Consider the following 23,467-nt stretch of genomic DNA (forward strand, 5'->3'; position numbering starts at 1 on the left):
CTCTATGAGTTCTCTCTACTGTTCCACGCTTGAAGCTTGCGGTAGATCGTTGAAGGGCTAACGTCTAAATAACTGGCTGCTTTAGGAATATTACCATCACACGCTTCTATCGCTTGTTCGATGGCTTGTTTTTCCGTCATCCATAAAGGAAAAATATCGTGCACGGTTATATTTTCCTTGCGCGTATCCGTCGTTAGGTTTGCTAATCGGATCTTGTTATCCACGACTTGATTTAGCGGTGGGGGTAACATGCTCAGTTCGATCTCGTTGCCGTGGTTCAATACCACCACATTCCGCAACACGTTTTGCAGTTGACGCACATTACCCGGCCATTCATAGCGCGTAAAACGCTCCACAACCTCTGGCGCTAAGCGGACAAAACCTTTGCCTTCTTCTTTAGACATAAAGCCGAGCAAAGAGTAAGCAATTTCAATAACGTCATCGCCTCGCTCGCGTAGCGGTGGTAAATGCAATGGGATCACATAAAGACGATAGTACAAATCTTCACGAAAACGGCCCTCTTGTACCTCTTTCCATGGATCGCGGTTGGTAGCGCAGACAAAACGAACATCGACACTTTTCATCTTCGATGAGCCCACTTTCTGGAATGTGCCCGTTTGGATAAAGCGCAACAGCTTGGTCTGCAAATCCAAATCCATTTCACACAGTTCATCCAAAAACAGTGTGCCGCCATCAGCCAACTCGGCTGCGCCTTGGCGATCGGTCGCTGCGCCAGTAAATGCGCCTTTCACGTGGCCAAAGAGTTCACTCTCTATTAAGTCTTTAGGAATGGCGGCGCAGTTAATCGCAATGAAGGGTTTATCGCCACGTTTACTGGCCGCATGAATCGCTTCTGCGCACACCTCTTTACCCGTACCACTTTCGCCAGTAATAAAAATACTGGCTTTACTGGAGGCCGCTGAGTCAATGGTTCGATAGACTGATTGCATGGTTTGACTGCTGCCGATAAAACCTTGGTAGTTCTGATTACCCGGGTTACCAGCCTCATTTTTTAGTTTGCTAGCTTTACGTATGGCGTTGTTAACCGTGACGCGCAAGCGGTCTGCTTCACAAGGTTTGATCAAGAAATCTTGGGCACCGTGACGCATCGCTTCCACTGCGGTATCGATCGAACCATGAGCGGTCATGAATATCACTGGCACATTGGGGTAGTGACTTTTCACAGCATGTAAAACGTCCATGCCCGTCATATCGGGTAATCGAAGATCCAGCAATATGAGGTCCGGCTCTCGGTAAGCTAAACTCTCTATCGCATCACGACCTGTACCAACAATATTGATATCGATTTCAAGGGGGGTGAGGTATGAACGATACAGCGCCGCAACGGAAGCCGTATCTTCCACCATCAAAAGGTATTTAGCCTTTTGTAGAGAAAAGTCAGGTTGCATATTCTAGCCATTATTATTTTGCACTTTGCCTTAACTATTGCATTAAGGTTCGCATTTTGCAAAATAAAATAACAAAAAGGCACTAATTCGTTAGTTAATAGCCCTTTTTGCATAAAATTAATTGGCACGATATGTGCTCTATTCAATATGACCCTTAGGGGTCACCTAGCCAACTGACGTTGTTAGTGAATAAAGTGTTCACAAATAACAGCCAATAGACCTTTTTCTATTGGCTATTTTTTTAACTGTTGGTAATGAACTGCTGACGCAGTTTTTCAATTTGGTCACGCTTTTCGGCAGCCAATTCAAATTCTAGGTTTTGTGCGTGTTTGTACATTAACCCTTCTAGTTTGGCGATCTCTTTTTCCAGTTGTAGCGGCGTGAATATTTCATAAGTTTGCGAGCTTTCTGCCACCTTCGACAAAGGTACTTGTTTGCTCATCCTCTGCTGCTTGGACTTAGTAATATCACCTAACTCCATAATATCTTTGACATTACGTTTCAGCGCCTGAGGTGTTATCCCTTGTTCTTCATTATGTGCTTGCTGCTTTTCACGGCGACGATCGGTCTCATCCATCGCTTTCTTCATTGAGTTAGTAATGCGATCAGCATAGAGAATCGCTTTACCTTCAATGTTACGTGCCGCACGGCCAATGGTCTGAATTAATGAACGTTCTGAACGTAGAAAGCCTTCTTTATCCGCATCAAGAATTGCGACGAGAGAGACTTCAGGCATATCCAAACCTTCACGCAGTAAGTTAATACCCACTAACACATCAAATTCGCCTAGGCGAAGGTCGCGAATAATCTCAACCCGCTCAACAGTATCAATATCTGAGTGCAGATATCTGACCTTAACCCCATGTTCATGAAGATACTCAGTTAAGTCTTCAGCCATGCGTTTAGTCAATGTCGTGATCAGCACACGTTCATCTTTCGCTGAGCGAATGCGGATCTCTGACAGCACATCATCCACTTGTGTTGCAACTGGTCGAACTTCCAGCACGGGGTCCAGTAATCCGGTTGGGCGCACCACTTGATCCACAATTTGTCCGGCTGATTTTTCTAGCTCATAGTTGCCCGGGGTAGCAGAAACAAAAATCGTCTGCGGCGCAAGTGATTCGAACTCTTCAAACTTTAATGGACGGTTATCTAAAGCGGAAGGCAACCGGAAACCAAACTCCACTAACGTTTCTTTGCGTGAACGATCGCCTTTGAACATCGCGCCAATTTGCGGCACGGTTACGTGTGATTCGTCGATAATCAATAAACCGTCATGCGGTAGATAGTCAAACAGGGTCGGAGGCGGCTCTCCCTCTTTTCGCCCACTAAGATAACGTGAATAGTTTTCAATACCTGAACAAAAACCGAGCTCATTCATCATTTCAATATCAAATTGAGTACGCTGCGATATGCGCTGCTCTTCGAGTAGTTTATTGTTTTCCAACAGGTAGGCTTGGCGAGTTCGCAGCTCCTCTTTGATGTGCTCTATCGCATCGACAATGCGCTCTCTTGGCGTAACATAGTGCGTTTTAGGATAGATGGTATAGCGAGGAAGATCTCGCTGAATCATTGCGCCCGTCAATGGGTCAAACAAACTGATGCAATCTACCTCGTCATCAAACATTTCAACACGCACGGCCGCATAATCCGATTCCGCGGGAAAGATATCGATCACCTCTCCACGAACTCTAAATTGACCACGTTCAAACGCCATATCGTTACGTGTGTATTGGAGCTCGGCTAAACGGCGGATAATGTCGCGCTGATCCATTACATCGCCACGGCGAACATGCAGCATCATTTTCAGATAAGAATCAGGATCACCCAAACCGTAGATCGCCGATACAGAAGCCACAATAATCGCATCTGTACGCTCAAGCAGCGCTTTAGTCGCGGAGAGTCGCATTTGTTCTATGTGTGAGTTAATCGAGGAATCTTTTTCTATAAATGTGTCCGTGGTCGGCACATACGCCTCTGGCTGATAGTAGTCGTAATAAGAGACGAAATACTCAACCGCATTATTGGGGAAAAATGACTTCATCTCACCATACAGCTGTGCTGCGAGCGTTTTATTCGGTGCCAACAAGATAACCGGACGCTGCGCCTTGGCGATCACATTAGCCAAGGTGAATGTTTTCCCTGAACCCGTCACACCCAATAAGGTTTGATGAGCAAGACCTGCATCTAGCCCATCAAACAATTGCTTGATCGCCGTAGGTTGATCGCCTGACGGTTGATAACCCGATACCAATTCAAACGTTTTGCTCATAATGCCGTTGTCCTCTATAACTGAATAGGCATTCTCGCTGTTAGCCATGTTTTGTTGCAAGTAATTGTTCAAAATAGTTGCGTCGTAAATCACCCCTGTTTTGAAAAAATGCTAGTTTCTTCTCCATACGTTTGCTACCATCTTGGGCCTGATTCGTAAAAAACCACTCCTAACTTTCAAAAATAATCCACTTGTTTTCCCCAAAATTTCAAAATGACTCCCTTTTTCTCATCGCCATTCATTTTCATTTCTTATTGATAATTTCAGTTGATAAATCAAAAAATAAAATAAAAAACATAGTGTTATATAAAAAATAAACTCAAAAAATGAGTAGAGTAATAACTCAACATTCATTGATGAAACGAATTGCTCAGGATTCGTCAACACACTTATCCACAATTTTGGTGGATAACTAAACCTAGCCTAATGCCGATAAGGGGTACAGAAAAGTAAAGTATTTTCAGGGAAATATTTTTACTTTTTCTTCGGCTGGAAAGGTTGACACTGGACACCCCACTCGCTACCATTCGCACCGCTCAAAGCAATTCCCCCTTAGTTCAGTCGGTAGAACGGCGGACTGTTAATCCGTATGTCGCAAGTTCAAGTCTTGCAGGGGGAGCCAAATTCAAGAAAAAAGACGTCCTAGGACGTCTTTTTTTGTATCTAAACCTAGCTATTTCAAGGGATTGTATTCTCTTAACGTCTTTTCCTGACTCGTACTGGCTTAGAAGTTTAGGTACATAAATATTTTCCCCAAAAAAGTGACCCGTTAATCAATATAATTGCCCTTCATCCAAAGCAGAAGAAACCCAAACGAGAGGAGCATTCCAATTAATCGTGATCTCATTAAACGACCATGCATTAATGTTATCTCTATAACAGGTTTGGCCAACACACTGCCCCTTCAATGTCGCAGCGACTGGATCACTGTAACTCACTGAGTTGGGTCCACCTACTAGTGCGCCAGGTGCTGGAGCTGGCGACTTTTCATCCGCAGCATGTGCCCAAAAACGGTGATGTGGACTTTTAGCCGCATTGGTGCCGTAACCTGTAATATAAGACAGGTTCATTGGGTTCGCGCCTAGTAAGTAATCCATCGCATTTGCAGCCGCTTTTACATACTTAATATCGCCGGTGAAATCATTCGCATAGATTAAGAAGATAGCTCTATTTACAAAACTCGAGTTCGATCCCCACGGATACTCTTCTACCGTGTAAGGAATATGATAACCCTCGTTATTAATCTGGCCCACAAAGTTATCAGAGGTTGCGATTAAGTTTTTCCTTGCAACTTTAATTTGATCATCACCCAATCCATTAGGCACAACGGCCAAGCTTATTGTTGCTAAAGGCGCTGTGTACCCCCAGAACATTTCGCCATCTGCTTCAATGTTACCTTTTGGTGTCTCTAGATAATGAGGAGAAGCTTTCAGTGCTTTAAGGTACTTGCTGTCACCAGTGGTGATATAAAGTTCACTTGCAGCCCAGTAGAACTCGTCTGAAAGCTCTTTATCATCATATGGGCCCGACCCTGTGAAGTTATCATAGGCAAGAATATGAGGATTTTTGCTCGCGGCTTCCCAAGCCTCTTGCGCCGCATTCAAACAGTTTTTTGAGAACGCAGGATCAATCTCTTTCCAAATTCGCGCACATTGAGCACCAATTGCTGACAAGTTCAACGTAGCCGCAGTGGTTGGATAACCCACATATCGCTTTTGGGTGTCCATATGAGGTGGCAGTGGCATACCTGTCCAAGCTTCATCAGCAACTTTATGGAAAGCCATACCTTTTGCGTCAATCTTAGTCAGTTTAAGTGTTTTGTCTTCAGACTGGTCACCAACAGGAGCCGCTACAGGTTGGTCACTATGGATCTGCATTGCCAATATAAATTCGATATTCCAACGAGCCTCAGACAACAAAGGATTAACGCCATTTCCAGCTTCTGGAATTTTCACTTTCCCTTCTGCAAAAGGAATTGGTGCGTTATCTAGCCATTTACCTCTTTCAAACAGGTTCAAAAGGGTCCAAGTCGAGATACCGCTGTTAACCGTATACTTACCATGGTCGCCAGCGTCATACCAACCGCCAGTTACATCGACAGAAAAATCACAGCCTGGCCATTTATTACCCCAGCTGTCAGTCTTATTAAAACAGGTAACCACATCGCTCATATGCCCGCCGGGACGCGCTAGATCGTCACGCTGTACCAGAGCCTTATCAATCTCAATACCACTACGGTTTTGGTAGAAGTAAGACAATGCATCGTACTTCAACTGACTGTAGATATCTTTGCTAATGCTAAATGGCAAGCTCTCGTCTTCACCGACTTTTACTTTCAAGCCACTCATATCTGATCTGTAGTTCGATAGGTCAATACGGTGAATAAACTCGCCTGATGCCTTATTAAGACCAAAAACTTCCGTTTTACCTAAATCGACATTGATATTGCTGTTGTTTGTTAGCACCCACTTTAATGGCTCTTTAGATTCATTCGCGACAAACACAAACTTATCTGCTTGAGGAAGGTAACCGACTTGGTTAGCACGAACAGAATTTATCTTCAGCTCTTCAATGTATTTCTCACCGACGACTGAAACATTGCTAACGCATACGGTTCCCTTTTTCTGGGCGCCCATTTGAAACTGGAACTCAGTTTTAGCATCGCTTTCAACATCATGGCTGAACTTAAACTTATAGCTCTTCTTCTTCAGTGAGACTTTTGTATCATCCACAAAATAGTTGGTATAAGGAGGACCTTCATGCTGAATAAGCGTTCTCATTTGAGTATCAACGGTTGCATAAGCATCAAATGAAACTTCATAATCTGCTTTGTTTGCCAACCCAATCCCGCCCTGTCCTAAAATCACATTCCAAGGGTTCTCTCCTGGACTTCTAATCTCAAGACATGCTTCGCCATTTTTGATTTTTACATCTGCACCAGCATTCCACCAACCATCCATATTCCCGTTAAATTTGCCGTTCTTAATTTGCTCATTTGCATAAGCAAAACACGATGAAAGAATGAGTATTGTTGCCAATGATAGTTTGAATTTATGCATATTTACTCCTAGACATATAAATTACAACACCATTGAAATTAAGCGATTTTCATGGCTAATAAGTAGATGTCTGAGCACAAAAGAACCGTTCTAAAAACGCCTATTTCTCTCTTCGTGATACTGCTAGCACTTACCTCTAAGGTGATGAATCTGTTTCAAGGAAATCTCATCGATAAATTGACTTGTGCTCTAGCGAACAATTATATCAATCGGGGGGTAAACTAACTTTATGGCCTTTACAACATGCTCTTGAGCCCGGCTAACTATCTAGACCTTTGATATGAGCATAAGACCAGCTTGTACTCTTGGACTAAACGACCATGGTAAAAATCTTCTATTGGTAACCCCAAACGCTCACCAATCACCGTGGGCATTAATGTATTGATCTACGGCAGGAGATCAAAAAGCACAATCATCACAAACGTAATAGTGATTGATCATTGCTAACAGCTCATTTTAAACGCGTTCCCCCATTTTGATTTAAATCTGTTTACATATTGACAATTGTACAAATGTTTCACACTATCGAAAATAATTAATGATAATAATTATCATTACGTCGTAATGTTTATGCGGATAGTGCCCATGAAATCTCTACATAATGTGATGAACGCTTCATCAATCACTCCTTTACCCAATCTATACCTTCTAGACCAATCATCAGAAACCGATAATCAACGATCAATGGCCGTTCACCAACACCGCCAAGACATTCAAAATATCTTGTCGGGTCGTGACTCAAGGATGTTGGTGATTACTGGGCCATGTTCAATCCACGACCCTGAGGCTGCAATTGACTATGCACAACGACTCGCAAAGGCACAAAAACAGTTCAGCAGCACTCTCAAGTTGGTGATGAGAACTTATTTTGAAAAACCGAGAACGCGGACTGGCTGGAAAGGATACATGGTTGACCCTGATCTCAACGGTCAATTTAACTTACTCAAAGGGCTAAGCTCTAGCCGTGAATTACTCAAGTCAGTCTTAGCGCTGGGTGTACCAACAGCAACTGAGTTTTTAGATACGCATATCGCACCGTATATCGCGGACCTTATTTGTTGGGGTGCGGTTGGCGCAAGAACCACTGAATCACAACCACATCGCCAACTCGCGTCAGCATTGCACTGCCCTATTGGTTTTAAAAATGGTACTGACGGCAATACGACAATTGCAATCGATGCGATTCATGCCGCTAACGATTCACATCTGTTGATTATGGCGGGTGAGAATGGGCAACCGGTTGCGGTGCAAACTCAAGGTAATCCATATTGCCATATCATTTTACGTGGTGGTGTCACGCCAAACTATGCAAGTCACAGTGTTAAAAGTGCGGCTTATCAATTACACCATAGCCAGCTCAACAGTAGGCTAGTAATTGACTGCAGCCACGGCAATAGCGGAAAAATCGCTAAGAATCAATTGGATGTAATAAATAACATTGCCCAGCAACTGCTGTCTGGAGAGCGCCGCATTGCGGGGGTAATGTGCGAAAGCTTTTTGCAAGGCGGTAGCCAAGCTTTGAATAAAAGTCCGCTCTGCTACGGCCAATCCATCACTGATGAGTGCTTAAGTTGGGAGGATACAATGTGCTTTTTAAATACGCTCGATGATGCGGTTGCAACACTTCAACAGCAGCAATATTGTCACGCTCCAGTGTAAACGACCACTAAGGTGAAGCTCCCGTTTGCTTCACCTTGCCTATCGTCAGTGGCCTTCACCTAATTATCGAGCGTAGCGCCGCCATCCACTCTCAAATCATGCATGGTGATTTGACTTGCTGCATTCGACATCAAAAACATAACAACCCCAGCAATGTCTTCGGGCTCCGCCATTTTGCCAAGGGGTATCCCCAAACGGTACTGTTCAAGATTACCTTTTATCACTTCTCTTTCACCATATTCGCTGTTCCATAACTGCGTTTGCATTTCGGTGCGTGTTGAGCCTGGGCTAACGATATTGCATCGAATTCCATCGTTTGCAAGCTCAAGAGCTGCGCACTTGACCAACATATGCAAAGCCGATTTAGATGCCGCATATGCTCCAATATTGAGCCGAGGCGTATTCGCTGAATTAGAGCCAATCACAATAACATTGCCACGCTGGCGCACTTTCATTCCTATCGCAACCCCTTGCAAAGCGGCTAAGGTGCCAAACGTATTGACATCAAACATCGCTTTGATCTCTGACATCGATAATTCGGTGATTGAACCAAGGTGCAATATGCCCGCGCAGCTGATGAAATGATCAAACTGATAGCGCTCATTCAGTTCTTGTACCCTTTTTTTTACGTCGTCATGATGCTGTAAATCAAGCTCATAGCAATGAAGCTGCTCGGTATAGCGCTCGTTCAAACTCGCTAATTGCTGAGTTAATTGGTGGTGATTTTTATCCGTCGCTACAACTCGATAACCGCTCGCTAGTAAAGATTCCAATACGGCATAACCAATCCCCTGCCCGGCTCCAGTCAATAAAACCGTTTCGTCTAATTTCATCATTTTCCTAACTTTACTCCGTTAAATCCACACTAAACCATAGCCATAACTGAATCTCAGCCTTAGTTAATAACATTAATTATCATTTGTTATTGATAATTATTATCATATATAATCTGCGTACTTTAGTGGTTTGTAAAATAATAAGCAATTAGGCGTAACACGTTATTAATGGAGTTTTGGTGATGAAACGTGAAGTTATTGGGTTTTCAAAAATGGCTAATCAGCTATTGGATGAGCACTTAAAAGAATCTCCCTTCTTTTTTGCTTCGCCTCACAACACCATGCTTGGCGTGGGAATTGCTCATCAGTTCAATCAAGCAATCCCATTCTGTGAGCTGGCGGATCAAGCAACAAAGATGCTAGAAGCAGCAAAAACAGATGAGTACGACAATCCTATTTTATTTGCGACGATTCCTTTTAATGAAGAGACGGCGACGCGTTTCTTTATTCCAGAAAAGCTTTATGTTTCTGGTAGCCCACGTGCCAGTGAAAAAGAAGGGCAGCAGAGCCACAAAGCGACCATTGTTTCACCGCCAACGGGCAACGACTACAAACAAGGAGTCACAACCTTACTTGAGCTGTTTAATACCACCGAACTATCAAAAGTGGTGCTATCACGTTTAGTGAAACTCTCGACTCCACAACACATCGATCAAACTCGTTTATTGCGTAATCTGTTGTCCATCAATCGCAATGGCTACACTTTTTCTACTGAAATTGGCCCTAACGCCAAGTTAATGGGAGCCAGTCCCGAGTTGTTGTTGGCGAAGAAAGGCGGGTTTATCGTTTCTAACCCCCTAGCGGGCTCGCGGCCTAAATCAAACAACGCGGTGCAAAACCAACAGCGCTCCGCTTCATTACTTGATACGCAAAAAGATCTGAATGAACATGCCTTCGTCGTCGAGGAAGTCGAGAAAGTACTCAGCCGCTACTGCCATAACTTATTTACCCCTATGGTTCCATCAGTGATTGAAACCGAAACGATGCTGCATTTATCAACAGTGCTTGAAGGACAAGCCGATGATCCGATGATTAACTCGCTGCGCATTGCAGCAGAGTTACACCCCACACCCGCAGTGTGTGGTTATCCAAGATTATCGGCTTACCAAGCGATTAAGCAGATCGAAACCTTCGACCGCGGCTACTTCACTGGCATGATCGGTTGGTGCGACGCTCGGGGGAATGGCGAGTGGGTTGTCACGATACGCTGCGCGGAAGTGAGCCAAAATGAGATGAGTGTGTTCGCTGGAGCTGGCATTGTGAATGAATCCTCACCGCAGAGTGAACTCGATGAAACAGGGGCAAAAATGAGTACCATTTTGAAAGCCGCTGGTATTGAAATTGATGAATTACTTACCGCCTAAGGAGTGGTCATGAATAATCTTAACCCGACCGATTTTACCCCTTGGCCAGAGCAATTCAGCCAGCGCTATCGTGAACAAGGCTACTGGCAACAAAGAACCTTATTTGATTATTTCAGTGATTCCGTAAAAAAAAGCCCTGACGCCATCGCACTGATTGATGATTTCGGCCAGTACAGCTATCAAAATTTATATCAGAAAATGATCAGCCTTGCGGCTGGCTTGAGCTCCCTAGGTCTGCAGCGGGGTGATAATGTCGTACTACAAATGGCCAATCGTGCTGAATTCTATCTCTGCTTTTTTGCCTTGACCATGCGGGGCATTAAACCGGTTCTAGCTCTGCCAGCGCACCGCTATCTAGAACTGAGCTATTTTTGCCAACATACTCACGCCAAAGCCTATATTTTTTCAGACGATATCGTGGGCTTTGAAGCGCAGCAAACCGCGCAGAAACTACGAAGTAATTGCCCTTCTCTCTTGCATACCATTGTTTGCGGTCAATCCTCACACGAGCAAATTCAGGAGTTAGATACGCTTTACCACTGCGCGGGAGACGATCCTGTTACTGATTCGGTCTTGGCTGATCAAGTGGCTTTTTTCCAGCTTTCCGGCGGAACAACTGGCACTCCCAAATTGATCCCTCGTACGCACAATGACTACGCTTATAGCGTACTTGGTAGCATTCAAATTTGTCAGTTTGGTTCACAAACGAGGTATTTGTGTGTTCTTCCCGTTGCGCATAACTTTCCACTCAGCTCACCCGGCGCATTGGGCGTCTTTTACGCTGGCGGTTGTGTCGTGCTCGCTTCCGATACCACACCGCACACCGCTTTCCGTTTAATTGAGAAGCACCACATTACTGTCGCAGCGCTAGTGCCACCGTTAGCGCTACTGTGGATGAAATACGCCGAGTCCGCTACAGAAAACATCGCGAGCCTCACTCTGGTACAAGTCGGCGGAGCGAAGTTTAGTGAGGCCGCAGCAATGCGCTTACCGACGACTCTCCACTGTCAATTACAGCAAGTGTTTGGAATGGCTGAAGGGTTGGTTAATTACACACGACTTGATGACCCACTCAGCGTGATTGTTACTACTCAAGGACGCCCAATTTCAACTGATGATGAAGTGATGATAATCAACGATGAGGGTGAGCCCGCTGCGGTGGGTGAGGAAGGCTTGCTCATGACCAGAGGCCCTTATACGATTCGAGGTTATTACCAAGCTCCAGAACATAACCAACGCTCATTCACCGACCAAGGCTTCTATATCACAGGTGACAGAGTGCGTAGGACGGCTGAAGGCAATATTATCGTCACGGGACGAGAGAAAGATCAGATCAATCGTGGTGGTGAAAAAATCGCAGCCGAAGAGGTTGAAAACCTGCTACTTCAACATCAGGATGTTCATGATGTGGCTTTGGTTGCTATTGCTGATGAGTTTCTTGGTGAACGCAGTTGCGCCATTGTCGTTCCAGATAACGGTAAAACGCTCAAACCCATTACTCTCAAACGATTTTTACATGCTCAAGGATTAGCAGAATTTAAGATCCCTGATCACATCCATTTCGTCGATGAATTACCCAAAACCCCTGTGGGCAAAGTCAACAAAAAATGGTTAAGAACGCAATACTCTCACTAATCATGGCAACACAGGCGCTCAAAATAACGTGAAGATGAAAAAGCCGATATCGTCGATATCGGCTTTTGCTGGGCGATGCGTTCTCTTTCCCTATTCTAGTGGTCCAGTATACTCAAACTGGTTGCTCTTCAGTAGAACGCATGTCCGTTACTTGATGTGACGACTGAGCAACAACACTAGGCTCCATCACATGCCACCACTCTCTTAAAGTTGAATATTTAATCATCTCTGAAAAGGCGCACTCTATGCCCATCTTGCGCCATGATTCAAATAAGGTAACCGCGCGGATAGAATCTAAGCCAAGAAAAGTGAGCTTCTCATCTACATCCACTTCATCTAAATCGAGATCCAATAGCTCAGCCACTTGCTGACGCATCTGTTCAAGGCTTAATAATCTGGTTTCTTGACTGTGGATCATTTGTGGTTTTAATGCCTCAAGCGAAGTCACGCAACCAACACGCTCCGTGATGTATTTCAACGTATGATGATGATCTTCCAAAGAGAAATCAGCCACAGCATCACCGACCACAAAAGGCTGTATATCCAACATAAAGGCATCTAACGCCGTAGATAAGATACCTATATGTGCATAGACACCCACAATGATCAACTGGTCACGCTGTGTCTCTTTCATCCACTCCAGCAACGGCGTTTTCTTAAACGCGCTATAACGCCATTTGGTGTATTGGATATCCCCGTCTTCAGGTGAAAGCTCAGACACAATCTCAGTATCTTTTGTCAGCCCTGTTCCCCAAAAATCAGTCAGCAGCGCTCTCTCTACTGGGTCTTGGTTAGGAGGTTGTGCTGTGTACACCACGGGGATATTTGCCTGACGAGCCAGTGATTTCAGCTCTGAAATATTCGCTAATAACTCAGGAACGGGTGCCTGAGAATGATCAAAAAAGTTGATAAAGTACTTTTGCATATCGTGAATGAGCAGTACCGCTCTATCCGCTTGGACATGCCAATGAACTTTGTTTTTCGGAAATGTTTCAGCCAACGGAATGGAGTAGCTGGCTATTTTGGGAATCGCCATAAATGTAATCCTTGTTAAAAGAGGCTTTTCTCGTTCGTGATGCCTTAAAGCCAATAACGACTTCAGAAATAAGAGGCTCGTATTCGTCGACAACCGCCACATAAATGGTAACAATTATCATTTCATTAATACTAAAGCAGTCTACGCATAAAAATCAATTGTTAATGAGATTAATTCTCAATTATGTGCGTAACATGTCGCTCTCGACTCACGGCAACGCAACAAGAGCCCACCGCAAAACGAATAGCTAATTCATCGTTTGCGCCGCAGGTTGGGAAGTGACCTCATCTGAGGAGACGTTAGGTTCTGAGCTTGTGTTAACGATAAGCGCTGGATCAAACAGAGTCGCTTGGCGTAATGAGCGAAATGCCATCACCATCAACGCACCAATTCCCGTTGCACCCAAACCAAAAGTGAGGATCGACATCGTTGGTGCTAGCACTTTACCCAACGCCCCTAAACCGAGTGCTCCTATCGAGTCTCCCGATACATCTTGCGCCGTCCATAAGCTACTTACGCGGCCTAACAGGTGATCTGGAGTGTGTCCTTGTACGATCGAATATTGAATCAAAGAAGCGACCGAACCCAAATAACCATAGCCAACTAAGATGAGAGCAAACCACCAAAAATTATTCACAAGCCCCATAGCCACAATCGCTAAAAATGAGCCTAACGTCGCGTAGATTAAGACCATTCCTGGCTTTTGCGACTGTTTCACCCAACCTGAAGTCAATGCGCCACACATCGCCCCTAACGGAATGGCCGAATACATCACACCTGCGTTAGCGGCGGTGCCCTGAAATGAGACTAAAGCTAACGCAGGGAACATCACTCTAATCGCAGTTGCTAATGTTTCGAGTGTGCCAAACAGCACCACACAACCAACCACTTTGTTTGAAAATAGAAATTGAACACCTTCATACAGTGATTGAAATGGATTCTCTGGCGTATGATGTTGCGGTTTCATCGAAGGTAATCTAAACAGTGGGATCAGCGTACAAAGCGTTCCAACAGAAGCCGCAATATAGTTCCAACTGACATCACCGACAGTGATCAGTAAGCCGCCAATCGCTGGCGAAAGAACCATACCCAATCGAACCGTTAGCATGCTCAATGCGGCAGCTTCAGGTAATTTTTGTCGCCCAACAATGGTCGGTAAAGCAGCCATCAAGGCCGTCATACCCATAGCGCCAAAAAAACCATCCCACACCGAGAGTATATAGAGAGCCACTAAGGAGGATTGCGCGACTATGCTATTCAATGCTAATGCAGCAAACCCAATACCACAGGTCGCGCGTGCGAACAAAATCAATCGACGGCGATCGTACTTATCGGCCAATACGCCTCCTAGCAGCAGGCCAACAAACATCCCGATACCATCCAATGCCATGATAAGACCTACCTGCAAGGTCGAACCGGTCATTTGATGTATCTGTATCGGCACCGCGACCGTCATCATGCCAAGAGCAAGCACTGACATCATGCGGGCCATAAAGACCATTCGGAAATGTGGGTTGTTTTTCAGTAGGCTAAAATCTAAAAATATATTCTTTATATTCATACTATTATCTATTCAAACCAGAATGTAATGCTTTCAAAACATCGCGAAAATTAAGACGAAACCAGCCTTGATAAGCACTGGTTTCGTCGATGGTGGTTTTTGTTATTTTTTCAGTGCAGCCGTCGACTCCAGCAGCGTATTTAAACATTCGCCAATCTGGCGTACATTTTCTGGGGCCAAGATATCTTCATGTGAACAATCAAACTGATGCTTAATCAACTGGCCGACAAAAGATTGCCAATGAGCATCAATATCATAACCATCTGGCACCGTACGTTGCGCCACAAAAAGGTGGGCCGGACCTTGATAATCAGACGTTTGTGCCTGTGCAAGTAGACGTACCGCATCTTCATAGTTAGCGGTAATCTCATTGAACATCGCCAAACGTTGCTCATCTAATTCAATATCGGTTAGCTCATTGATGGCCAGAAACTGCTCTTTTTCACGCTCAATTTCGTACTGCTCTTCTTCATCCATCGGGCCATCCCAGCTCTGACCTTCCGGTGGATAGGTATCCAATAACCCTAAAAAGTGCACCTCTTCACCCTGCTGTTGAAGCTTCGCGGCCAATTTTTGTGCCACAATTCCGCCAAATGAATAGCCTAATAGATGGTAAGGTCCAAATGGCTGTACCTCTCTTAAGACGGGTAATAAACGATCACACACTTCTTCCATCGTTTCACTGGTCGCCATCGCTCCGCCGGGCCGAGGTGATTGCAAACCATAAATGGGATAATGTCCTGTCAGATATTTAGGTAGCCCTGTGTATTGCCAAGCAAAGCCAGAAGCAGAGTTGACGCAAAAAAGTGCTGGGCCACTTCCGGCACGGATAGGCAGCACTTCACCAAAACCAGCTAAGGTGGGGTCGTTAAAAGCATCTTCATCCAGCAACAAACTCGCCAGTTTCTCCACCGTAGGATTGACCATGATTTGACCAACTGTGACAGGTAGGTTTAGCGCTCTTCGAATATCTGCCGCTAATTTCATCGCCAGCAGTGAATGCCCGCCGAGCGTAAAGAAGTCATCATCAGCAAACAGTGTTTCGACAGCCAATACTTGAGCAAATAGCGTCACCAATTGTGTTTCAAGGCCCGGATGAGCCTTGCGCCCTACCCGTGCTGCGACGTCATTTGGCCGCGGTAATGCTTTTTTATCTAGCTTACCGTTGGCGCTCAGCGGGTAGTGATCCAGTAACACGATAGCCGCCGGAACCATATGGGCTGGTAAATGTTCGGAAAGTTCAGCGCGTAGCTTCTCGCCATTCGTTACGCTCATATCATGCGCGATGACGTAACCGATAATTTGCCGTTCATCAGCGCCTAACATACCTGAATGAGTAGAGAGCGTCTGAGCACAGACCACCGCTTGTTTTACCGCAGGAAGTGCCTGTAATGCGCTTTCAATTTCACCCAGTTCCACACGCTGCCCGCGAATTTTTATCTGATCATCACTGCGTCCTAAATACTCAATCGAGCCACACGCTAACCAACGTACGACATCACCAGTGCGGTACATTCGCTCGCCACAAGTAAATGGATTGGCGATAAACCGATCCGCCGTTAACGCACTGCGATTAAAGTAACCGATGGCTAATTGCTCGCCAGCAAGATAGAGCTCGCCCGGCACACCGATTGGTACAGCTCTTAAAAAGCTATCGAGCACATAAACTTGGGTGTTCCATACCGGTAAACCAATCGGTGCACTACGGCCAACGCTTGCGTTTAATGCCTCGCCGTAAGCTGGATAATAAGTCACGTCAACCGCCGCTTCCGTCGGGCCGTACAAGTTATGCAGCGGTGCATTAATTCTACGTGCGTACTGATGGCAGAGCTCTTTCGCAAGCGCTTCTCCTGAGCAAAATACTTGCTTGAGGCTTGGTGCTACGGTGAAACCCGTTGGCTGATTCGCTTCAATTGAGGCCATGAAAGCTGCCAGCATTGAAGGTACAAAATGCATCGTGGTCACGTGATAATCGTCAATTATTTGCAATAACCATTCAGGGTCTTTATGCGCTTCAGCCGGAGCCATCACTAAGCTCGCCCCTTCCAGTAAGGGCCAGAAAAACTCCCACACGGAGACATCAAAACTGCACGGCGTTTTTTGCAATACCACATCCTCAGAGCTCAAGGGATATTGGTGCTGCATCCACTTCAATCGGTTGACAATCGCTTGATGAGAAACCAACACCCCTTTGGGGTTACCTGTTGAACCTGAAGTGTAAAGCAAGTAGGCCGCATTTGAGGGAGTAAGCCCATCTGCGCGGTTCTGCCGCTCTGCGCGTACGGGGGCTGGTAACTTATCCAACAACAATAGTGTCGCTAAACCTTCAAAACGTGAGGTGAATGAAGAGCAAGTGATGATCAGCGCAGGCTTAGCATCATTGATCATGTAGGCCAAGCGCTCATCTGGATAACCAACATCCAACGGTAAATAAGCCGCACCGCATTCAATAATACTGTAGATCGCCAAGCTCAAGGTTGTGCTGCGTGGCAAGGCAACTGCAACAATATCCCCGGCCTTAACACCTTGCTGAAGCAGCAAATCGGCAATAGCGGCCACCTGCTCAGCCAGTGCTTGATAGGTAAAACGGTGCTCACTATCAATTAAAGCCAACTGATGTGGAGAACGTTGTTGCTGCGTGATCATCAAATCACGCAGTGTCGTGCGTTCAACGGCGGTTTTGGTCTGGTTGACGCGTTGCTGCAATTCAATTTCGCCACTTAACCGCAGATCCCATTCAGCGAAAGGCTTATCACTCGAAACCATAAACTCATCCAGCATTTGCTCAAATCGTTGTACGATCTGTTTTACTACGCCGACTCGGTCTCGATATTCAAACAGGATATGCAGTTGCTCTCCCGGTAAGACGAGAATGGTTAATGGATAATGGGTATAGCCACGATTGTGGATAGCCATTAATTTCGCGCCGCTAAAGTCTTGCTGGTACCAACGGCTATGATCTGGATAGTTTTCGACCACCATCAAGGTATCAAAGAGTGTTTTTCCCCCCACCAGTTGCTGGATCTCACCCAAGCCAAGTTCATCGTGCTCCAGTAATTGGATTTGGATCGCTTGGTGCGATTTTAATTGCTCACTCAAACTAAGGTGAGGTTGCAGTGTCACACGGACAGGCACGGTATTACTGAATAACCCTATCTGTTCATCAATACCGGCAATACGGCTGAACCGACCAGAGATTGGCGTACCAAAAACCACCTCTTCACGGCCCGTCATGCTGGCGAGAATACTCGCCCAAAGGCCTTGCATTAAGGTGCTCATGGTTAAGCCATGATGTCGTAAACACTGATTTAACTGATCCGTTTTATGCTTTGATAGCCATAACTGATGCTCGTTAACTTCCTCGCTAAGTGGAATATCATCAAAAGCCATACACGGCTGAACATCAGCTAATACTTTGCGCCAAAGCTCGGTCGCAACAGTTTTATCGCGCTGCGTTAGCTGGCTCACAACGTGAGCATAACCGACGGTTACCGGAGGTAAGTTCGAGACCCCTTGGGCGTATGCACTAAGAAAATCATTCAATAAAATCGGCGTTGACCAGCCATCGACCACCAGATGATGTGCTGAAAGGAGCAGTGTGCTTTGCTGATCGCCATGAAAAATCAACTGGGCCTGCAACAGGCTGTGGGTAGGATCGTTAAGGTCAAACTGGCGGCTTAGCTCTTGCTTCTCTAACTGATCAATCAACGCGCTTTGCTCATCACCACTCATATTTGTTATGTCATAACGTGTCAGTGGCCAGCTTGGGTTAACCTGCGTCATCACCTGTACAGTGCGCCCTAATATCGAACTATCAAATCGAGCGAGCAACTGCGGATGACGCCTAATCACCGCATTAAGCGCTTCGCTCACGCAATGCTCAGACAGTTGACCTTGGAAGGTAAGACGCGTGGTGGAGTTATAACTGCTATTTTTATCCCCTAATTGAGATTGGAACAGTAATCCTTCTTGCAAAGGCAATGCTGGCAGTACATCCGCTAACTTGCCATAGTGGTGTTGCAATAGGCTCGCTTGTCTCAGTGTGATTCCCGGCTCGGTATAGTCAGCAGGTACAGAGAGGTCCAACTCAGCACTATCGCCAACTTGTAGCGCTTGCTGTATTTTGAGCAGCTCACTTTCAATCTGTTGGCTCAGCGACACCATTTCCTGTTGGCTGAACAGGTGAGCATTCCAAGACCAGTTGAGCACCAATCGTGGCGTTGCCGATTCTTCGACGAAAATATTTAGTTCTAAGGGATGCTGCAAAGCCCGTTCACTGTTTAAGGTGACGGCAAATGTATCGGCAAACTGCCCACTATATTGCTGTGGTGACCACTGACCATCGCTGCTTTGGAAACGGCCAAGGTAATTAAACAGCAATGACGGTTGGCGTGTATTCGCCAACGTGCGTAACTCATCTCGATACGGATTATCAAGATAGCGCAGCACCATATAACCTAGCCCTTTATCTTTCACACTGCGCTTACTTTGCTTCACTTCACGTAACCGCTCGCGGTAATCACCCTGCTTTGGCACGCTAATGATCAACGGATATTCGGTGGTAAACCACCCTAGGGTTTGATTGAGATCGATCTCCTCTTTACACTCTTCACGGCCATGAGATTCGACGTTCACTTTAATCTCTTCACACCCATAAAGTCCTGCGATCGCCCCCGTGACCGCGGCTAATAGCATCTCTTCAATATCGAGATTCGTCTGGTGTGTGGGTAATTCCAATAACGGCTGCGTAACGGCATGAGAGAGTGGCATACGCCAATGCGTCATGCGTATTTTATCGACAGGATCCTTGATGGGAGCAACAGCACGCTGTGCCTGCGCTCGCCAAAATGGCATTTGCGCAGCAGCGACCGCTAAATGTTGATACAGCGCTTTTGACCAACAATGGATACCGGTAACCTCCTCAGAAATCACCGCCACTTCACCTGTGACTTGTGCTTGAGTTAATGCCTGCAACTGCGGAAGCAATATTCGCCAAGAGACACCATCGATAAGGAAATGGTGAGCAAGGATCATGAGACTTTTACGCCCACTGCGCTCCGTTATCATCACCAAGCGTAATAGCTGACCCGATGATATTGACATCGACTGACTTCGCTGGCTAAACAGACCGTCCAACACGTTGCCATCTAGCCTCTCAACCGAAACCGATTCAACCCAGTTTTTTACATCAAGATTTTGCAGCGCCTCAATATGGTATTGCTGTTCTTTTTGGACCAAGCGACATACGGAATGGTTGGCGACCAGTTGCACTAAACTGGCTTGCAAGTGCGCTAATTGGGTTTCGCTTTCCACCTCAACAAGCACACTTTGCACATAACTGGTTGTATTAGAAAATGTCTCCTCAAACCATTGCCACATAGGTAGAGGCCGAATAATGCCTTCTTGTTTCTCGCGCTGTTGTTGCTGTAGTGGCACCATTTGGCCCGCCATCATACCCAGTTGACGGGCTGCAAAAATAGCTTTGGGTCGTAGATCATAGCCCGCCGTTCGCAATCGCGTCCCAAGGCTCATTGCCGAAATACTGTCCCCGCCTAGGTTAAAGAAGTCATCTGACATTCCTACGTCACTGACACCGAGTAGCTCGGTGATCGCATCACATAACAGCTGCTCTGGTTGGGTTATTGGGGCCACGCGTTCGCTACGCGTGCCTGCCGAGTACTTAGGGAGCGCTTTTCTATCGATTTTCCCATTCACATTCAAAGAGAAAGCATCCAAGATCATCACATTGGCTGGCTGCATATAGTCAGGCAGCGCCTGTGCGATAAGACTTTGCAGTCTTTGCTCTGTGAACGCGGGTTGAACTGACTCACCCTGAGCCCCTTTCTCTAAAGTACAGTAAGCCAATAAACGATGAGTATCGCGAACAGGCTCTGCCACGACTACCGTTGTATTGACACCATCAATCGCATTAATAGCACTTTCTACATCGCCCAATTCAATACGAAAACCGCGAATTTTGATTTGGTGATCACACCGGCCAACAAAATCCAGTAACCCATTGTCTCGCCACTTCACCAAATCACCAGTGCGGTACATTATCTTGCCATACGCAAAGGGGTTCGCCACAAAACGTTCTGCTGTCATACTTGGCTGGTTGAGGTAGCCCTTTGCTAACCCCGCACCCGATAAATAAAGCTCACCCACCTCACCAATAGCGACAGACTCTAAATTTTCATCAAGCACGTAAACACAAGCACCGGCAATCGGTCGACCAATGACAGGCGATGCATCTGCATCAAGCGAAGCGCTGATCGCATCAACCGTAAATTCTGTTGGTCCATAAAAGTTTTCCACCAGCAGTTCGGGAAACTCACTCACACGGGACCAAAGCTTTTGTGGTATGGCTTCACTACCAATCAAAACTAACGTCGGCACGTGATCGTTCGTCATTAATCCACTATCGAGCATTTGATCAAACAGTAAAGGCGGTAAATCAAGAGCATCAATATTATCTTCAGCAACACACTGAACCAGTTCGTAGGCGTCTTTCCGTTGTTCATCGTCATACAAATACATAGTATGGCCAGACAACATCCAGAGTACTTGCTCCCAAGAAGCATCGAAGGAGAATGACGTCGTATGCGCCGCACGAACAGTAATAGCTTGTTCTGGTAACTGACGACGTGTCGCCAGTTTTCTGATGGCCGCAGAAAAAATCGAACCTTGATGAGAGCGCAGTAAATTCAACAGCGCTCCATGTGTATTCATGACCCCTTTGGGGTGGCCAGTCGACCCTGAAGTAAAAATGATATAAGCCACGTCGCTGTGACTGATCGTCGGTTTGGGTTGTGGCGCTGTGTGAATGCGAGCCAATTCAGGAAGAGCAATAAACCTAGGAACGTAGCTTATCGATGAATAAGCCATGTTTTGCTCATCCTCCTCCACAACTAAGCACCAAGGACGTGCTTGTTCAACAATCGATTCAATACGTTCAACGGGATAATCAAGATCGATAGGCAGGTAAATCGCACCCGCTCGCAAAATGGCTAGCATAGTCACGACGCTTTCAGGCCCACGTCGTAACGCGACACCGGCAATATCGCCTTGGCGCAAGCCTGCGGTAATCAGTTGATCCGCTCGAGTTTCAATGCGGTGATTGAAGGCATCAAATGTCCAACGCTGCTGTTTAAACACCAAGGCATCTTCGTTTGGCTTGCTCTCAACAGTCTGCTGCCATACATCCAGCACAGTTTGCTCTGTTTCATATTCATGTTGTGGCCCCACCGACCACAAAGCAATCTGCTGCTTCTCGCTCGGCGGGATTAACTCTACCAAATCAAGTGGCTGTGTTGGATGGTTGGCAATCTGCTCTACCATCGCAACGAAACGAGCGGCATGAAGTTCTAATGACTCTTGGCTATATTTGGTGCGGTTGGCCGTGATATTAACACTCAGTGTCTGACCATCGAGCACTGGCGAAAATTCAATCTCATCAATCGGACCTGCCGAGAGGATATGTGTCTCAGTCTCTACGCCAGATAAATTCAGTGCAGCTTCAAAGGGTTTAAAGTTGAGTATCGGGCCATAGAGCGGCTGGCCTACTAATCCCAAATCACGCTGGATCTGCTCAGCGTCATACATCTGGTGGCGACGAACTTGGCGGATAGTTTTATTCATCTCTCGCGCCACATCAATAATGCTCATTTGTGGATGAAGTGACAGCGCCACCGGCAGTACATTCACTACCGCACCAGCGGCACAAGTGGCGGCATTGCCCATTCGGCGCATAAAGGGGACACCCACACACACTTGCTCTTGCCCAGAATGTAAATGGAGATAAGCAAATACCATCGCCATCGCAAGCTCGGCGGGTAACAACTGTGGACTATAGCGAGTTAACCACTCTCCACCGATTAATGGCTCGGTGTGAGTGATCGTGCTCGAGGATGTATTGGCTGCGCTACCTGTGGTGAGCGAAATAACATTGGGTAAATGATCCGCTTGCGTTTGCCAAAAGTCATACGCCTGCTGGCGCGCTGCTGAGTCTAAAAATTGCTGATATTCTTGAATTACATCACTAAAAGCGCTGAACTCTTGAGGTTTCGCAGCGCCAATCCGCCAATGGTTATATAGTTGGCAGATGTATTGACTGATGGCATTCACGCTGAACCCATCCACGTCAATATGATGGTAACGTTGATACCAAAACCATTGCGGTACATTGCTTGAACCAACATCAATTAAACAGTGTCGGAAACGCCTCTTTCTTGATGAAATGTCCAACCGCTGCGCAAGATCGTGCTTCATCCACTCCCGAGCCGACTCTTCTGGCAAGGCGGCTTGTGAAAAGTCGAGAATCTCAAGCCTCTGCCCTTCTTCATCCGCTGGATAAAACTGCTGCCTCACGCTGCCATCGCTCTCTAGATAATGGCAGTGGAGGGAATCAACGCCTTGCAAGCCGATGGCTACCGCGTTTGAAAATAACTCAATATCGATTTGACCTTGAATAACCACGTAGTGGGCAACATTAAATTGCTCTGGATTGGTCATCATCTGCTCGGCAAACCAAATACCTTGCTGTGTGCCGATAAGAGGCCACTGATCCTCTTGCACTGATGAGTTGTACATCTCTTTATTCCTAACAAAAGTCATTGCCTATGTCCCTTTTTGTTACC

At 46.0% G+C, this 23,467-nt stretch carries 10 protein-coding genes and 1 tRNA gene; 4 read left to right on the top strand and 7 right to left on the bottom strand.

Going from position 1 to position 23,467, the window contains the following annotated elements:
- Positions 1-2 precede the first annotated feature (2 nt).
- Together luxO and uvrB are read right to left on the bottom strand one after the other, a co-directional pair.
- Complete coding sequence (gene luxO, locus AACV32_RS06650; RefSeq protein WP_026028620.1) at positions 3-1,409, bottom strand: quorum-sensing sigma-54 dependent transcriptional regulator LuxO; 1,407 nt, start codon at positions 1,407-1,409, stop codon at positions 3-5.
- A 241-nt stretch (positions 1,410-1,650) separates the two neighbouring features.
- Positions 1,651-3,681: an excinuclease ABC subunit UvrB gene (gene uvrB, locus AACV32_RS06655; RefSeq protein WP_026028244.1), complete on the bottom strand. Its 2,031-nt coding sequence runs from the start codon at positions 3,679-3,681 to the stop codon at positions 1,651-1,653.
- A 546-nt stretch (positions 3,682-4,227) separates the two neighbouring features.
- Here uvrB and AACV32_RS06660 point away from each other — a divergent pair.
- Positions 4,228-4,303 (top strand) — tRNA-Asn (locus AACV32_RS06660).
- A gap of 151 nt (positions 4,304-4,454) precedes the next feature.
- On the opposite strand, the gene AACV32_RS06665 is transcribed toward AACV32_RS06660, so the two are convergent.
- Positions 4,455-6,740 carry a glycoside hydrolase family 9 protein gene (locus AACV32_RS06665; RefSeq protein ID WP_170894802.1) on the bottom strand — a complete coding sequence of 762 codons (2,286 nt, stop codon included), beginning with the start codon at positions 6,738-6,740 and terminating at the stop codon, positions 4,455-4,457.
- Positions 6,741-7,325: 585 nt separating this feature from the next.
- Between AACV32_RS06665 and AACV32_RS06670 the strand changes: the two genes are divergently transcribed.
- Positions 7,326-8,399 carry a 3-deoxy-7-phosphoheptulonate synthase gene (locus AACV32_RS06670; RefSeq protein ID WP_017050149.1) on the top strand — a complete coding sequence of 358 codons (1,074 nt, stop codon included), beginning with the start codon at positions 7,326-7,328 and terminating at the stop codon, positions 8,397-8,399.
- Positions 8,400-8,458: 59 nt separating this feature from the next.
- On the opposite strand, the gene AACV32_RS06675 is transcribed toward AACV32_RS06670, so the two are convergent.
- Positions 8,459-9,235, bottom strand: a complete 777-nt coding sequence (locus AACV32_RS06675; RefSeq protein WP_017050150.1) for a 2,3-dihydro-2,3-dihydroxybenzoate dehydrogenase — start codon at positions 9,233-9,235, stop codon at positions 8,459-8,461.
- Positions 9,236-9,411: 176 nt separating this feature from the next.
- Between AACV32_RS06675 and AACV32_RS06680 the strand changes: the two genes are divergently transcribed.
- Together AACV32_RS06680 and vabE are read left to right on the top strand one after the other, a co-directional pair.
- Positions 9,412-10,599 (top strand): isochorismate synthase, encoded by a 1,188-nt coding sequence (locus AACV32_RS06680; protein ID WP_017045628.1) that lies wholly within the window; start codon positions 9,412-9,414, stop codon positions 10,597-10,599.
- A 3-nt stretch (positions 10,600-10,602) separates the two neighbouring features.
- Complete coding sequence (gene vabE / locus AACV32_RS06685; protein WP_170894803.1) at positions 10,603-12,234, top strand: 2,3-dihydroxybenzoate-AMP ligase VabE; 1,632 nt, start codon at positions 10,603-10,605, stop codon at positions 12,232-12,234.
- Between the two features lie 112 nt (positions 12,235-12,346).
- On the opposite strand, the gene AACV32_RS06690 is transcribed toward vabE, so the two are convergent.
- The 3 genes from AACV32_RS06690 to vabF all read right to left on the bottom strand — a co-directional run bounded on the left by AACV32_RS06690 (position 12,347) and on the right by vabF (position 23,420).
- On the bottom strand, positions 12,347-13,270 hold the full coding sequence (locus AACV32_RS06690; protein ID WP_170894804.1) for an isochorismatase family protein: 924 nt from the start codon (positions 13,268-13,270) through the stop codon (positions 12,347-12,349).
- Positions 13,271-13,517: 247 nt separating this feature from the next.
- The gene (gene vabS / locus AACV32_RS06695; protein WP_094129647.1) at positions 13,518-14,831 is read right to left on the bottom strand and encodes a vanchrobactin export MFS transporter VabS; all 1,314 of its coding nucleotides are present in this window, start codon (positions 14,829-14,831) and stop codon (positions 13,518-13,520) included.
- Between the two features lie 102 nt (positions 14,832-14,933).
- Positions 14,934-23,420 carry a vanchrobactin non-ribosomal peptide synthetase VabF gene (gene vabF / locus AACV32_RS06700; RefSeq protein WP_170894805.1) on the bottom strand — a complete coding sequence of 2,829 codons (8,487 nt, stop codon included), beginning with the start codon at positions 23,418-23,420 and terminating at the stop codon, positions 14,934-14,936.
- Between the last annotated feature and the right edge of the window lie 47 nt (positions 23,421-23,467).

Source organism: Vibrio sp. B7, assembly GCF_963888765.1.
GTDB classification, from domain to species: Bacteria; Pseudomonadota; Gammaproteobacteria; order Enterobacterales; family Vibrionaceae; genus Vibrio; species Vibrio anguillarum.

Bases quoted from the DNA above. Each gene is read 5' to 3' on its own strand.
- luxO (WP_026028620.1), bottom strand. From the start codon at position 1,409: ATGCAACCTGACTTTTCTCTACAAAAGGCTAAATACCTTTTGATGGTG.
- uvrB (WP_026028244.1), bottom strand. From the start codon at position 3,681: ATGAGCAAAACGTTTGAATTGGTATCGGGTTATCAACCGTCAGGCGAT.
- AACV32_RS06665 (WP_170894802.1), bottom strand. From the start codon at position 6,740: ATGCATAAATTCAAACTATCATTGGCAACAATACTCATTCTTTCATCG.
- AACV32_RS06670 (WP_017050149.1), top strand. From the start codon at position 7,326: ATGAAATCTCTACATAATGTGATGAACGCTTCATCAATCACTCCTTTA.
- AACV32_RS06675 (WP_017050150.1), bottom strand. From the start codon at position 9,235: ATGATGAAATTAGACGAAACGGTTTTATTGACTGGAGCCGGGCAGGGG.
- AACV32_RS06690 (WP_170894804.1), bottom strand. From the start codon at position 13,270: ATGGCGATTCCCAAAATAGCCAGCTACTCCATTCCGTTGGCTGAAACA.
- vabS (WP_094129647.1), bottom strand. From the start codon at position 14,831: ATGAATATAAAGAATATATTTTTAGATTTTAGCCTACTGAAAAACAAC.
- vabF (WP_170894805.1), bottom strand. From the start codon at position 23,420: ATGTACAACTCATCAGTGCAAGAGGATCAGTGGCCTCTTATCGGCACA.